The 15,879-nt window shown below is 42.0% G+C and carries 7 protein-coding genes and 1 pseudogene; all 8 read left to right on the plus strand.

The window, feature by feature from the left end; translation table 11 throughout:
- Nucleotides 1-150: 150 nt before the first annotated feature.
- The 8 genes and pseudogenes from GTQ43_RS34505 to GTQ43_RS34530 all read left to right on the plus strand — a co-directional run bounded on the left by GTQ43_RS34505 (nucleotide 151) and on the right by GTQ43_RS34530 (nucleotide 15,661).
- Nucleotides 151-6,105 carry an ATP-binding sensor histidine kinase gene (locus GTQ43_RS34505; protein WP_265277235.1) on the plus strand — a complete coding sequence of 1,985 codons (5,955 nt, stop codon included), beginning with the start codon at nucleotides 151-153 and terminating at the stop codon, nucleotides 6,103-6,105.
- A 124-nt stretch (nucleotides 6,106-6,229) separates the two neighbouring features.
- The gene (locus GTQ43_RS34510; protein WP_414859174.1) at nucleotides 6,230-10,144 is read left to right on the plus strand and encodes an ATP-binding protein; all 3,915 of its coding nucleotides are present in this window, start codon (nucleotides 6,230-6,232) and stop codon (nucleotides 10,142-10,144) included.
- Complete coding sequence (locus tag GTQ43_RS41920) at nucleotides 10,126-11,661, plus strand: ATP-binding protein (RefSeq protein WP_414859175.1); 1,536 nt, start codon at nucleotides 10,126-10,128, stop codon at nucleotides 11,659-11,661. Before GTQ43_RS34510 ends, GTQ43_RS41920 begins: the two co-directional genes overlap by 19 nt.
- Nucleotides 11,662-11,987: 326 nt before the next feature.
- Nucleotides 11,988-12,598 (plus strand): annotated as a pseudogene (locus tag GTQ43_RS41925) (transposase); the annotation flags it as partial.
- A 381-nt stretch (nucleotides 12,599-12,979) separates the two neighbouring features.
- Nucleotides 12,980-13,387, plus strand: a complete 408-nt coding sequence (locus GTQ43_RS41930) for a transposase (RefSeq protein ID WP_414859180.1) — start codon at nucleotides 12,980-12,982, stop codon at nucleotides 13,385-13,387.
- Nucleotides 13,388-13,495: 108 nt separating this feature from the next.
- A complete protein-coding gene (locus GTQ43_RS34520; RefSeq protein ID WP_321162543.1) occupies nucleotides 13,496-13,957 on the plus strand; it encodes a hypothetical protein in 462 nt (153 codons plus the stop codon).
- 128 nt (nucleotides 13,958-14,085) lie between these two features.
- Nucleotides 14,086-14,487, plus strand: a complete 402-nt coding sequence (locus GTQ43_RS34525) for a GGDEF domain-containing protein (RefSeq protein ID WP_265277426.1) — start codon at nucleotides 14,086-14,088, stop codon at nucleotides 14,485-14,487.
- A 721-nt stretch (nucleotides 14,488-15,208) separates the two neighbouring features.
- Nucleotides 15,209-15,661, plus strand: a complete 453-nt coding sequence (locus tag GTQ43_RS34530; RefSeq protein ID WP_265277236.1) for a pyridoxamine 5'-phosphate oxidase family protein — start codon at nucleotides 15,209-15,211, stop codon at nucleotides 15,659-15,661.
- The last annotated feature ends 218 nt before the right edge of the window (nucleotides 15,662-15,879 follow it).

Raw genomic sequence — 15,879 nt, forward strand, 5'->3', positions numbered from 1 at the left:
ACATAGTTTGTTTTTTTCAAGTCGTTCTACTTACGTGTAATGGTTGGGGTCTTAAACCCTTGAATTGACGATAAATTTATCTAGGGCTTGTTAAGCAAGATGTTTTATAGGGAATTCTAAGCCTGAGACAAGGAATTATGGTACAAAATTATGAGCGCAAAAGTTGATGAAACTCTAAGGATCGCTGGCTACCAAATCATAGAGCAACTTTATTCAGGTTCTCGGACTTATGTGTATCGGGCAGTACGAGAATGCGATCGCCAACCAGTTGTCATCAAGCTCTTAAAACGAGAATATCCCAGTTTTAGCGAATTAGTCCAGTTTCGCAACCAATATGCGTTGTTTACCGCCGAAGGCATCGCTAATAACCTAGATATTCCTGGTATCGTTAAACCCTACAACTTAGAACCTTATCATAATGGTTATGTCATGGTAATGGAGGACTTTGGTGGCATTTCCTTGCGGCAATTTACCCAAGGACAACCACTAGCCTTAGAGGAATTCTTTGCTATTGCCCTGCAAATATTAGACACCTTACATCAACTACATCAACAGCGTGTCATTCACAAAGATATTAAACCAAGTAACATCCTGATTCATCCTGATACTAAACAAATCAAGCTAATTGACTTCAGTATTGCCTCACTCCTACCACGAGAAACCCAAGAGATCCAAAGTCCCAACGGACTGGAGGGAACACTAGCGTATTTGTCGCCAGAGCAAACCGGACGAATGAACAGGGGTATTGACTACCGTAGCGACTTTTATTCATTAGGTGTGACTTTCTTTGAACTACTGAGTGGACAATTGCCCTTTGATTGCCATGAACCGATGGAGTTGGTGCATTGCCATATTGCCAAGCAACCCCCCTTTCTCTGCGATTTGAACCCCGATTTGCCCTTAATGTTGGGGGAGATTGTCCGCAAACTGATGGCGAAGAATGCCGAAGATCGCTATCAGAGTGCGCTGGGACTTAAACATGACTTAGTGACTTGCTTAGAACAGTGGCGAGAAACAGGCAAGCATAGCTGGTTTGATTTGGGACAGAGAGATATCAGCGATCGCTTTCTCATACCCGAAAAGCTCTACGGACGGGAATCACAAGTGCAGACGTTACTGGAGGCATTTGGCCATGTTGCCAATGGTAGCTCCCAACTGATGCTGGTGGCAGGTTTCTCTGGCATTGGCAAAACCGCAGTCGTCAATGAAGTGCATAAGCCGATTGTCCGGTGGAACGGCTACTTTATTAAGGGTAAATACGACCAATTTAACCGCAACATTCCTTTATCTGCTTTTGTGCAAGCCTTTCGGGATTTGATGGGGCAGTTACTCAGTGAAAGCGATACTCAACTTGAGCAATGGCAGACAAAGATTTTAGCAGCAGTTGGAGAGAATGGGCAAGTTTTGATCGAGGTGATTCCTGAACTGGAGCAGATGATCGGCAAACAGCCCGCGATCGCCGAACTATCGGGCGGTGCGGCACAGAACCGTTTCAATCTGCTGTTTCAAAAGTTTATTCAGGTGTTTACCACCAGAGAGCATCCCTTGGTGATGTTTCTTGATGATTTGCAGTGGGCAGATTCGGCATCGCTCAATTTGCTGAAGCTGTTGATGAACCAGAGTGATGACGGCTATCTATTCATTATTGGCGCATACCGCGATAACGAGGTGTTTGCCGCTCATCCACTGATATTGACAATAGATGAAATTGAAAAAGCATCCTCCTGTGTCAGTACTTTAACCCTAGTTCCCTTGAGTCAAACAGATGTCAACCATTTAATCGCCGACTCCCTGAGTTGTACAACTGAACAAGCATTGCCGTTGACAGAGTTGGTTTATCAAAAAGCTAAAGGCAATCCCTTTTTCACAACTCAGTTTCTGAAAGCGCTGTATGAGGATCGGCTGATTACCTTTGATTGGGAGGTAGGTTTTTGGCAGTGTGATGTGACGCAAGTCAAAGCTTTGGCTCTCACCGATGATGTGGTGGAATTTATGACCCAACAGCTTCAGAAGTTGCCCGACATCACTCAAGATATTTTGAAATTAGCAGCCTGTATTGGCAATCAGTTTGATTTAGCGACATTAGCGATCGTTTCTGAAAAGTCGCAGACTCAAACCGCTTCGGATTTGTGGAAAGCATTGCAAGAAGGATTTATCATTCCAACTAGTGAAGTCTACAAGTTTTATCAAACTGAAGCTTCAGCCGCCACTATCCAAACCTCAACACAGAAGGTTGACACCTGTGTTTACAAATTTTTACACGATCGCGTCCAGCAAGCTGCCTATTCCTTGATCGCAGAGGAGCAAAAACAGGCAACTCACCTAAAAATTGGGCAGTTACTCTTGAGTAACATCCCCGAAAGCAATCGGGAAGAACGTATTTTTGAAATAGTTAGTCAACTCAATGTCGCAGTTGAATTGATTGCCCAACCAGCAGAACGTCAAGCATTGGTGCAATTTAACTTGATTGCAAGTCGCAAAGCAAAAGCTGCAACCGCCTATGCTGCTGCTTGCAAATATGCCCAGGTGGGTATAGGGTTACTGTCCCAAAACAGTTGGCAGCATCAGTATGAGTTGACTCTAGTACTCCATCAAGTCGCTACAGAAGCCGCTTATCTGAGCGGTGATTTAGAACAGATGCTAGCCTTTGCTAACCTAATCCTAAACCACGCCAAAACTCCATTAGATCAAATCAGCGTCTATGAGGTGAAGATTGAGGCATTCACCGCCCAGGGTGAATTTACCCAAGCGATCGCGGCAGCACTTACCATTTTAAAGCAATTAGGAGTGGAACTGCCCGCAGCGCCAACTCAGGACGACATGTCTGCTGCCTTTAGTACCGTCTCAGATGCAATTGGAGAGCGATTACCTGCTGAGTTACTCAACCTCAGCGAAGCGATGGATGCAAGCATCCTGGCAGCAGCTCGAATTTTGACATCAGTAGCACCCTGCGCTTATCTGTCCCGGCCACAGCTGTATTTACTGGTGATTTTAAAAAAGGTTTATTTGTCTGTCGCCTATGGCAATGAATCAACCTCGACTTTTAGCTATGTCTCTTATGGAATATTGATGTGTGGTGTGTTCGGAAACGTTGAATTAGGTTATGAATTTGGTCAGTTGGCCCTGGACTTACTTTCACGCTATCAAAATTCTGAATTGAAAGGGAAAACTTTATTACTAGTTTATTTGTACACAAGACATTGGAAAATGCACCTGCGTGAGACATTACATCCCTTGCAGATTGCCTATTGTAGTTGTTTAGATGTGGGCGATTTAGCTTTCGCGGGCTACTCTGCGTATAACTACTGTTTTTATTCCTATTTTGCCGGACAGAATTTAACGAAATTAGAGTCGGAAGTTACCGGATATTGTGAAGCACTCAAGCATCTCAAGCAGAATATAACTCTAAATTATTCCCAGTTGATTCGACAAATTTTGCTCAATTTAATGGGGGATGCAGATAACGTGGTGGTATTGAGCGGTACAGCCTACAATGAACAGCATCAACTTCCATTAAATGAAGCAGCAGGCGCTCGCACCGGACTAGCATTGCTGTGGATTAACAAACTGGTTGTGTCTTATCTGTTTTCAGAGTTTGAACAAGCTGTACAAGAAGCTGGGCAGGCAAGACAGTATTTGGATGCTATCCTGGCTTTTTTCTATGTACCAATCTTTCATTTCTATGAGTCTTTAGCCCACTTAGCATGGTTTGGGCAACTTTCAACCCCAGAACAGCAGCAAATAAAAGAATGCATCGCTGCCAATCAAGAAAAACTCAAATACTGGGCAACTCATGCGCCGATGAATTTCTTACACAAGTTTTATCTAGTGGAGGCGGAACGAGAGCGAGTGCAAGGCAACAAAGCCGAGGCAATAGATTTGTATGATCGCGCGATCGCTCTTGCTAAAGAACACGGCTATATTCAAGAAGAAGCACTTGCCAATGAGCTAGCCGCTAAGTTTTACCTCGACTGGGGCAAAGAACGGATAGCTGGGGAATACATGACGAACGCCTACTACGGCTATGCTCGTTGGGGTGCAAAAGCTAAAGTTGCCGATCTGGAAAAACGCCATCCCCAATTACTTGCCCCTATCCTCCAGCAAACCTCCCCTTCTCTCTCAACCAACGAAACTATCTTCGCCTTGGAGAGTGTCACCTCCACAAGTTCCGCCACTTCCACCAGTAGTAGCATCTCCTTTGCTTTAGATTTAGCAACCATTCTCAAAGCTTCTCAAACCCTTTCTGGCGAAATCGAACTCGAAAAATTGCTCTCGGTATTGCTGCATATTGTCATTGAAAATGCGGGGGCTGATAAGTGTGTATTCATGCTTTTGGAGTCAGGCCGTTTAATGATTCAGGCGCTAGCACGGCTTTCCTTTAGCCCTGTAAAAAACAACCAAATTGCCCACGTCAATTTTGACTCAATGTTGCTCAATCCAGAGCCTGTTGAAGATTCTCAGGATCTGCCAGTTGGCTTAATTAATACCGTCAAACGCAGTTTACAACCAGCAGTGATTGTTGATGCCACGGTGCATCCGCAATTAATCAACGATTCTTACATTCAACAACAAAAGCCCAAGAGTATCTTGTGCAGCCCAATTTTGCATCAGGGTAAATTGCTTGGCGTGTTGTACTTAGAAAACAATTTAGCAACTGGAGCCTTTACTAGCGATCGCGTCGAACTACTTAATCTCCTCTGTGCCCAAGCAGCTATTTCTCTAGAAAATGCGCGACTTTATGAGCGAGAACAGGAAAAATCCCAATCGTTAGAAGCATCACTAATACAATTAAAACGGAGTGAAGCATCTTTAGCTAAAGAAAGAGAGTTCTTAAATGCCATCATTGAAACTATTACAGATGGGATTGTGGTTTGTGATGCTAGTGGCAAATTGACTTTATTTAACAAAGCAACTCATCAGTTTCATGGCTTACCAGTACAATCATTACCACCAGAACAATGGACAGAACACTTCGATCTCTATCAGCCTGATGGACAAACACCCCTAGTTGCAACAGAAATTCCTTTATTTCGCGCTTTTCAAGGGGAAATAGTCGAAAATGTCGAAATGATCATTGCACCGAAGCATGGTTCTACGAGAGTTTTGTTAGCAAGTGGACAAGCAATCATTGATGCTTCGGGTAATAAACTTGGTGCAGTGGTTGTAATGCGAGATATTAGCGATGCTCATCGGCAAGCTATGGAACGCAAACAATCAGAACTTGCTTTACAGCAAAAATCATTTGATTTGCAACAAGCGCTAAATGATCTACAAAATGCCCAATTACAAATAGTTCAAAGTGAAAAAATGTCTGCCTTGGGGAATTTAGTTGCTGGGGTAGCTCATGAAATGAATAATCCTTTAGGTTTCATTGCTGCTAGTCTCAAACAAGCTAAACCCACTGTTATTGATATTGTTAAGCATCTTAGACTATATCAAGAAAGCTTCCCTAATAAAAGTGATGAAATCGTTGAACATGCTGAAGATATTGACTTAGATTATAGCTTAGAAGACTTGCCCAAAATGATTGATTCTATGTCTATGGCGTGTGACAGGCTCAAAAACATTAGTACTAGTTTAAGAACTTTCTCCCGTGCTGATAGAGATTACAAAGTACCATTTAATATCCACCAAGGCATTGATAGCACAATTTTAATTTTGAAACATCGTTTGAAGGCAAACGAACAGCGTCCAGCAATTGAAGTACTCAAAAACTATGGAAATCTACCCCAAATTGAATGTTTCCCTGGCCAATTAAATCAGGTATTTATGAACCTTTTTGCTAATGCTATTGATGCCTTAGAAGAATCGAATCATGGACGCACATTTGAGAATATTCAGCTAAAACACAATTGCATTACAATTACAACTTTACTAGAAGATAACTGTGTAAAAATTATCATTGCTGATAATGGTAAGGGAATGAGTGAACAAGTCAAATCAAAAATATTTGGCCATTTATTTACTACAAAAGCTGTCGGTAAAGGGACGGGTTTAGGTTTAGCGATCGCGCGGCAAATTGTCGAAGAAACTCACAACGGCAAATTGAGTTTTAATACTGTTCTAGGTGAAGGTACAGAATTTATCATCAAAATACCAGTATAAAATTTTGCTGTTGTTATTTAACGCTCTCCTAAGAAACCGCATTTCCTTGGGGTTTCTTAGGAGAGCGTTAACATCTTTAGCCCTATGGGAATACTAAATCTGAAACTATTCAAGATTTAACAATATGGTTAGCACTCTTGTCAATATTCCCGGATATCGCATCAGTGATGAACTCTACAATGGTTCTAGAACTCTGGTTTATCGTGGTTATCGAGAGAATGACTCATTACCTGTAGTTATTAAACTGCTGAAAAATCCTTATCCGGCTTTGGGCGAATTGGTGCAGTTTCGTAATCAGTATACTATTGCCAAAAATCTCAACTCACCTTTGATTATCAGCACTTACAGCCTGGAACCCTACCAAAATGCCTATGCGCTGGTGATGGAAGATTTTGGGGGGATTTCTTTAAAAGAATATTTCACCCGTGTAGAGACGTTACAGGCAACGTCTCTACAGGAGTTTTTAGAAATAGCGATCGCACTGTGCAATGCCTTAGATATATTGTATCGGGAGCGGATTATTCATAAAGACATCAAACTCAGCAATATTTTAATTCATCCTGAAACCAAGCAAGTTAAATTAATCGACTTTAGTATTGCCTCTTTGCTACCACGAGAAACGCAAACGCTAGTCAATCCTAATGTTTTAGAAGGAACACTTGCTTATATATCCCCAGAACAAACAGGAAGGATGAATCGGGGGATTGACTACCGGACTGATTTCTATTCTTTGGGTGTCACTTTTTACGAATTACTCACTGGAGAGTTACCATTTCCATCAAACGATCCGATGGAATTGGTGCATTGTCATATTGCCAAACTTCCACCCCTCGTACATGAAATTAACCCACAAATCTCGTCTGTAGTCTCCGAGATTGTCAGTAAATTGATGGCAAAAAATGGTGAAGACAGATATCAAAGTGCATTGGGACTGAAGTTTGATTTAGAAAATTGTTTGCATCAGCTACAGCAAACTGGTATAATGAATGGTTTTGAGATTGGGAAACGGGATGTGTGCGATCGCTTCATCATCCCCGACAAACTTTATGGACGAGAAACCGAAGTTCAAACATTACTTGATGCATTTGAGCGAGTCAGCCTGGGTGCAACAGAAATGATGCTGGTAGCTGGTTTTTCAGGAATTGGTAAAACTGCGGTTGTCAACGAAGTTCATAAACCAATTGTGCGCCAACGTGGTTATTTTATCAAAGGGAAATATGACCAATTTCAACGGAATATTCCCTTTTCGGCATTTGTGCAAGCATTCCGGGATTTAATGGGACAACTGTTAAGCGAAAGTGATGCCCAAATCCAACAATGGAGTAACCAAATATTATCGGCAGTTGGAGACAATGGACAGGTAATTATTGAAGTTATCCCCGAATTATCAAGAATTATTGGTGAACAACCACCCGCCATAGAATTATCAGGAACGGCGGCACAAAATAGATTTAATTTATTGTTCCAAAAATTTACCCAAGTTTTTACCAGCTTAGAACATCCATTAGTGATGTTCTTGGATGATTTGCAATGGGCAGATTCAGCATCGCTGAAGTTAATGCAGCTATTGATGGCTGATACAAAGTATCTTTTGTTAATTGGTGCGTACCGTGATAACGAAGTCAACCCAGGACATCCATTGATGTTAACTTTGAGTGAAATTCAAAAAGCACAAGCCACAATTAACACGATTACTTTAGCACCACTGAGTCAAGTGCAAGTAAATCAGTTAGTTGCTGACACACTCAAATGTACAGAAAATTTGGCATGGACTCTTTCTCAATTAGTCTCTCAAAAAACTCAAGGGAATCCGTTCTTTGCAACCCAGTTTCTCAAAGCATTGCATCAAGATAATCTCATTAAATTTGATTTTGAATTAGGCTGTTGGCAATGTGATATTGTACAAGTGATAACTCAAGCAGTTACAGATGACGTTGTGGCTTTTATGGCATTTCAATTGCGAAAACTGCCACAATCAACTCAAAATGTCTTGCAATTAGCTGCTTGTATTGGGAATCAGTTTGATTTAGCAACTTTGGCAATTGTTTCGCAAAAATCGACAATTGAGGCGGCTGCTGATTTGTGGAAAGCATTACAAGAAGGATTAATTTTACCGCTCAGTGATGTTTATAAGTTTTATGTTGGGCAAGAAAGTCTTGCACATCCATCGGAAAATATTGAGACTGTTACATACAAATTCTTACACGATCGCGTCCAACAAGCTGCTTATTCTCTGATTCCCGATGACCAAAAACAGACGACTCATTACCAAATCGGGCAACTACTTTTACAACAGATTTCCTCAGAAGCTAGAGTTGACCGGATTTTTGAAATAGTCAATCAATTAAATCACGGAACTGCTTTAATTAGCCAACAAACAGAACGAGATGAACTAGCTGGGCTTAATCTGATTGCCTGTCGCAAAGCCAAAAGTGCCACAGCCTATCAAGCAGGGCGTGAATATGCCAGCACTGGATTATCATTGCTGGGAGAAAATGCTTGGCAGCAACAATATGAAATGACTCGATCATTCCATGACGATGCGGCGGAATTGGCGATGCTGTGCGGTGACTTTGAGGCGATGGAACAGTTCATTGAGACGGTCATTGCCCAGGCACACTCTTTGCTAGAAAAGGTGAATGTCTACCAGATTAGAATTCAAGTCAATACCTCTCAAAGTAAACTGACCGAAGCCATTGCGATCGGCATCCAGATCCTGCAACAGATGGGTGTCACCTTTCCAGAAACACCCACGCCAGAGGATATTCAACAGTCAATCCAAGAGATTAGCGAACTAATTGGCGACAGGAAAATTGAAACGTTTGTTCACCTCCCGATGATGAGTGATGCAAACAAAATTGCCATTATCCAGATTGCCAGCAGCCTCATCCCACCAGCTAGCATCTGTGGTTCTCCCTTGTTCCTCTTACTGACTTTCTTATCAGTCAAATTATCCCTACGGTATGGAAACATAGCTATTTCATCTCATAACTATGCTTGCTATGGCAGGATTCTCTGTAATCTCTTGCAAGATGTAGATTTAGCAACACAGTTTGCTCAGTTGGCATTAAATGTCGTCTTAAAATTCGATGCTAAAGCGAGTAAACCTGAAGTATTACTGTTGCTAGGAGGGTTTCTCCACCACCGCAAAGCTCACATCAAAGAAACGTTACTACTCTTCAGGGAGGGCTATGCGACTGGTCTAGAAGTCGGAAACCTGGAATTTGTTGGATATACTGGACACGGTTTCTGTATGAATTCTTTTTGGTGTGGTCAGCCCCTGGACACTTTGGAGCAGGCTACGCGCACCTACTACAATGGTTTGGTGCAAGTTAATCAATTGACCACAGCCAATTACTGCCGGATCGATTGGCAATCTATACTAAACTTACTGGGAGTTGGGTCGCATCCTAGTATTTTGTCTGGGTTAGCCTTGCAAGAGACGGAATTTCTGCCCCTGCTGCTGTCGGCAAATGACCTACTTGGATTGCATTTATTCTATTTGTATAAGCTGACCCTTTGCTTTTTGTTTGGGGAAGTTGAACAAGCTAACAACAATGCACTCTTAGGCAGAAACTATTTAAGGGCTGCTGCGGGAATGATCGGCGAACCTGCCTTTTATTTCTATGATTCTCTGATTGCTCTGGAACTGTTGAGTCAACCGTCAGCCGAGGCATCAACAGTATTAGAGCGGGTGGCACAAAACCAAACCCAGTTACAGCATTGGGCGCACTTTGCCCCCATGAATCACCAGCATAAAGTTGATTTGGTAGAAGCTGAAAAATGTCGAGTCTTAGGACAAAAAGCTGAAGCTATTGAGTTTTACGACAAGGCTATATCTGGAGCCAAAGCCAACGAATATATTCAAGAAGAAGCACTTGCTAACGAACTGGCGGCAAAGTTCTACCTCGATTGGGGCAAAGAGCGCATTGCCCAAGAATACATGACAAACGCCTACTATTGTTATGCTCGTTGGGTGCTAAAGCCAAGATTGCCGACTTGGAAAAACGCTATTCCAAAGTGCTTGCTCCCATCCTAGAGCAAACCCGTTCTCTGGTCTCTCTTCTATCAACTAACGAAACTATATTTGCCTTGGGGAGTGTCACATCCACCTTTCCGGTCACTTCTACCATTAGCAGTGTTTCGGATGCCCTAGATTTAAAAACTGTTCTCAAAGCTTCCCAAACTATCTCAGGCGAAATCGAACTGGAAAAACTGCTTTCATCGTTGCTTTCTATCGTCATCGAAAATGCAGGGGCTAATAAATGTGTATTTATGCTTTTGCGAGATGATTGCCTGCTGATCAAAGGGTTAATTATTGAGGGTTCGGAGCCAGTCGTGTTGCAGCGCCTTCTGGTTGAGGACAGTCAGGACATTCCCCTGAAGCTGATTTATAAAGTGAAGCACGATAGACAGACTGCTGTGTTCCTTGATGCGACGGCTGATCTGATCTTAGCCAATGACCCGTATATCATTCGTCAGCAGCCTAAAAGTATCTTGTGTAGCCCCATTTTGCATCAAGGTAAGTTGCTGGGCATTTTATATCTAGAAAATAATTTAGCAACGGGGGCGTTTACGAGCGATCGCATCGAACTACTCAATTTACTCTGCGCTCAAGCTGCGATTTCTCTGGAAAATGCCCGACTTTATGAGCGATCGCTAGAATATTCCCAACAGCTAGAGCGATCGTTTGCCGAATTGCAGCAAAAATCGCAAGATTTACAACAGGCACAATTACAAATTGTTCAAAGTGAAAAAATGTCAGCATTGGGTAACTTAGTCGCAGGGGTAGCTCACGAAATGAATAATCCCCTCGGTTTTATTTCTGCCAGTCTCATACAAGCTAAACCAACGTTTACTGATATTATCGAACACTTAAAACTCTATCAAGAAAGTTTACCTAACAAAAGTGATAAAATTATTGACCACGCTGAAGAAATCGACTTGGATTATAGCTTAGAAGACTTGCCCAAGATGATTGATTCTATGTCTATGGCGTGCGACAGGCTGAAAAATATCAGCACCAGTTTACGTACTTTCTCTCGTGCCGATCAAGACTACAAAGTGCCATTTAACATTCACGAAGGTATTGATAGCACAATTTTAATTTTGAAACATCGTCTCAAGACCAATGAACAACGTCCCGCCATTGAAGTTGTCACTAACTACGGTAATTTGCCTCAAATTCAATGCTTCCCCGGTCAATTAAATCAGGTATTTATGAATCTTTTAGCAAATGCCATTGATGCCTTAGATGAATCTAACACCGGATGCACATTTGAAGAAATCAAAGCCAATCCTAACTGCATTACGATTACAACATCAATCGAAAATAATCTAGTTAAAATTGCCATTGCTGATAATGGTAAGGGAATGAGTGAACAAGTCAAATCAAAAATATTTGGCCATTTATTTACTACGAAAGCTGTCGGTAAAGGGACGGGATTAGGGTTAGCGATCGCTCGTCAAATAGTCGAAGAAACCCACGGTGGAAAATTGAGTTGTAACTCGGTTTTGGGTGAGGGTACAGAATTTATCATTGCAATTCCGGTATAATTTAGTCTTCAGATCCCCGACTTCTTAAAGGATACTGCTGGCGAATAGGGGGTAAGACCCCTCAAGCTAACCAGTTTTAGAATCACAAGATATTTCTGGTGGTAATTTTTTGAAAGTGGGGTGTGACACTGCACTTTTTTAGTCACAAAAATGTGCGACCAAATTACAACCAAAGTGTAGAGGTGTGAGTATCAATGGATGCTGTTGGCGAAATATTTCTTTACATTTGAAAACCCTACAAATGCTAAAGCGAGCAGACGTTGAGGAAAATGGGATGATGTTAATCAACAAGCATCTACCATCACCTGCGGTGAAGGAGGAATTGAGTGATTCAACCGCAAGCCATAGACCCCATCCCAGAAGAAACAGTGCGTGTGGCTCGTGCCGCTTTCCCAAAAGGCAATCTATACATGACTATGAGGGATGAAATCGGTACTCTCTACACAGACCAAGATTTTGAAGAACTGTTTCCAAAACTTGGGCAACCCGCTTTTAGTCCTTGGCGGTTAGCTTTGGTCTGCGTCATGCAATATATCGAGGAGATGACTGACAGACAAGCGTTTCAGTTGCAGTTCGCAGTCGAATTGATTGGAAGTATGCACTCTCCCTGGAATTAACAGATCCAGGGTTTGATTTTAGTGTACTCTGCGAATTCAGAATCAGATTAATTTCTGGAAGTGCCGAACAGAAATTACTAGATATCTTGTTAAAGCAATTTAAAGAAAAAGGAATTATCAAAGAGAAAGGAAAACAGCGCACCGATTCAACCCATGTATTGGCAGCAATTCGTAACTTGAATCGCCTGGAAACTGTAGCCGAAACTTTACGTGCAGCATTAAACGCAGTGGCAACAGTTGCCCCAGAATGGTTGCGCTCATGGGTTCCCCATGAGTGGTTTGAACGTTACGGACGTGCGTTAGAAGAGTACCGTTTACCTAAAGGAGTTGCGGCTCGATATAAATTAGCTGAAACTTGAACTATATGTTGTCCTAGTACAGAGTGAAGTATTTCGTGACCGTTTGGCTAAATTATCGTTCAAATCACAGATGTAGACCAAACACAACCAATTCATTTATCTCTGGAAGCCAAAGGCTTATCTCCAAAAGAACATATTGTAGATGCAGGATACGTAGATAGTGAATTACTGGTAAAAAGTAAAATTGATTTTGATATAGAACTTATTGGCCCAGTACGCCCAAATGTTAGCTGGCAAGCGAAAACGCCTGGTGGGTATGACATAAGCAAGTTTACAGTTGACTGGTCAGCAAAAACAGTTACGTGTCCTCAAGGACAAAAAAGCACAACTTGGACTCCTTCGATTGACCCTTGGGGGAATTCAGGAATTAATGTCAAATTTCCTGCCAAAACCTGCCGAATGTGTAATTTCAGACACTTATGTGTCAAGTCAAAAAGTGAAAGTGAGCCAAGAAAATTAAGATTGCGCCCACAACAAGAACACCAGATCCTTCAAACTATCCGCAAACAGCAGGATACTGATGAGTGGAAAGAGCGTTATAACACCCGTGCTGGTGTTGAAGGAACTTTATCACAAGCAATAAATGCTTTCGGTTTACGGCAAGCACGTTACCGCAATCTACCAAAAGTCCGGTTACAACACCAAATCACATCTGTTGCTATCAATGTTGTTCGCATGGTGTCTTGGTTAAATGGTATACCCCACGCTATAACCAGAATCTCGCGGTTTGCCGCACTCGCTGTCACATAAAGACAACAAACACCTATAGCGTTATCAAAATCTCCCCATGTAATACATGGTTGATTTAGAGTAGAGTTGTTCTCTACAATATCCGTGTATTACATGGAAAGAAGACTTATGAAAAAAATGAAAAGGGATATTCAAGGTAAGTTTGCGCTCAAGAACGATGACTATCGTGAAGTACGTTCTTTGAGACTGACAGACAATACTTGGAAAAAATTAGGTATTGCCTCTGAATGTTTAGGATTAACCAGAGCTGATTATCTGGAGGAAATAATTAACAGAGAAGTCCCACCATGTAATACATGGAAAGACTCAGCATCTACTCCAGGTATTACACGGAATGATGAAGAATTAAACAGACTCAAAGCACAAGTCCAGTATCTTCAAAAAGAAAATTCCGCACACCAGAAACGCTCTGCCGTTACTTTTGTTTATGACATTGTGGATTTTGAAGCGATACGCGATCACATTTTATTTGAATTGAAGTTGGGGCGGCAGGCTTCTGGTTATAAAACCGCCCAAAAAGCCTTAAATACAATGATTGCAGAACTAAAACTTTTAGTTGACAGTTTCTAAATCACCCAAAAAAGCTGTTTCCAAGGCGAAATTCCAACTCTTCCAAACATCAAGCTTCCTTGATCGGCAATGTAAAGAAATATTTCGCCAACAGCATCCGTTGATACTCACACCCCTGTCTAGCAGTTCTGGACTTAGACAATTTCAAGGAGATCAACGATCGTCATGGGTACAATACTGGCGACATGGTGATGCGTCAGTGGGGACAGTTGCTCCGGCAGACCTTTAGGCAAAATGCAGTCGTTGCTCGCTGGGAGAGCGATGAATTTGTGGTTGCCTTATCTAGCATGATTAAGGCAGATGGCATTCAAAGACTCACTCAATTATTAGCAACGCTCCACCACAGACAATTTGTTGCTCCTGATCAGACTCAATTTCGGATCACATTTAGCGCTGGAATTGCTCAATATCCAGATGATGGAACGGATTTGCATTCTCTTTATCAAGCTGCATCCGAAGCCTTGCATCAGTCTAAAGTTGCTGGGTGTGCCTGTATTTTTTCTGCGGAAGGCTCTAGAGTGTCAGTCTAGTAGAAAGTATTGACAAATTAGACAAACAGTGATGTCTAAACTTGGTAATTTTTGTAGTAAAAGTTTGCGAAATATGAGCAAGAACATGGAGATTGTGGACAATAGCTATGCGTCGAAGATCAATACTTTGGCAAAGGCTCAGTAAGCAAAAGATTTTTGCGTAAACCAATGTAAGTAGTAAGACAAAATTAATTACACAAATTTCAACCTGAAACCCTTATCCAGTCTAAAATCTAATGTATAAATATTTCTGTGCGATTAATTAACAGGCTTTGTCTCCCTGCCGAATGGCACACTTGAAAAGTCGAAACACAAGTGGTTTAGGGACTTCCAGAGAATAAATTACCCAATTTATTCAAATGATATTCTTCTTTTACCCCTGCTCCCCTGCCTACACAGCGATTGATTATTTTTTTAATTGGAAGTCCCTTAAGCAGTTTGCAATTGCTTGCGTAATTCATGCTGGGGTTTCGTCATCAAGGAGTAAGCTTTTGGGCGACATTTACGGACTCGTGCTTCGCTTATACCTGGACGAAAACTCAAACTTTTCTTATCTCCTCATAAGTTCCTCAGATTGTTTTTTTACAGTCAAAGTGGGTATGTAAAGACTGTTGCATACAAATGCCCCCGATCGCGCGCATTCTGGCATTGGGGAAGGTTTTGTGTATCAGACAGTTTAACTGGCGAACGATAATTCTGAAATCAGCGATGGAGAACAGTAATGTTAGATATCGATGAAATGAGCACAAAAGAGATTATGGATCTCTTGCATAAAGTAGGACATGGGCACTTAGGTTTTGTAGGTGAAGGACATCCCTATGTTGTGCCTATGCACTATTACCTCAGAGACTCAGCAATATATATCTTCACAACGGTCGGAATGAAGACTCAGTACATGGATGCAAATCCAGAAGTTTGCTTACAGATCGAAGAAGTTCAGGATGATCTGCTGCACTGGCGCAGCGTTGTTGTGAATGGTCGCGCTGAACACATCACTCTTCAGCAAGACATTGATCGCGTGATGCAATTTGTCAAAACGCAAAACCCAACGCTTTCGCCCGCGATTAATCGCACCTGGATTGATGCCTGGGGTCGTGCAGAGGTTATGGCGCTCTACCGTATCCATCCCAGTGAGATGAGTGGACGCACCACTGATGGCATCAGCAGTCAGTGAAAATCGAAGATTTTGGACAAGATTATGCTGACTGAAGGCTGATTTGAGTTCTGCGTTAGCGTAAAGCCTGCGGCATGGCTTCGCTTAGCGCGCAGCGTTCCACAGGAAAGCTCACCGTACCCCTACGGGGATCTTGCTATGCGTAGCGTTCCGCAGGAAAGGTATCGCTTGCCATTTGTATCTTATGGCGTGAGCATACCAATATGCCCGACTTGCCA

Origin of the sequence: Nostoc sp. KVJ3, from assembly GCF_026127265.1 — a bacterium.
GTDB lineage: Bacteria > Cyanobacteriota > Cyanobacteriia > Cyanobacteriales > Nostocaceae > Nostoc.

Coding starts and splice junctions, on each gene's coding strand:
- GTQ43_RS34505 (WP_265277235.1), top strand. CDS start 151: ATGAGCGCAAAAGTTGATGAAACTCTAAGGATCGCTGGCTACCAAATC.
- GTQ43_RS34510 (WP_414859174.1), top strand. CDS start 6,230: ATGGTTAGCACTCTTGTCAATATTCCCGGATATCGCATCAGTGATGAA.
- GTQ43_RS34520 (WP_321162543.1), top strand. CDS start 13,496: ATGAAAAAAATGAAAAGGGATATTCAAGGTAAGTTTGCGCTCAAGAAC.
- GTQ43_RS34530 (WP_265277236.1), top strand. CDS start 15,209: ATGTTAGATATCGATGAAATGAGCACAAAAGAGATTATGGATCTCTTG.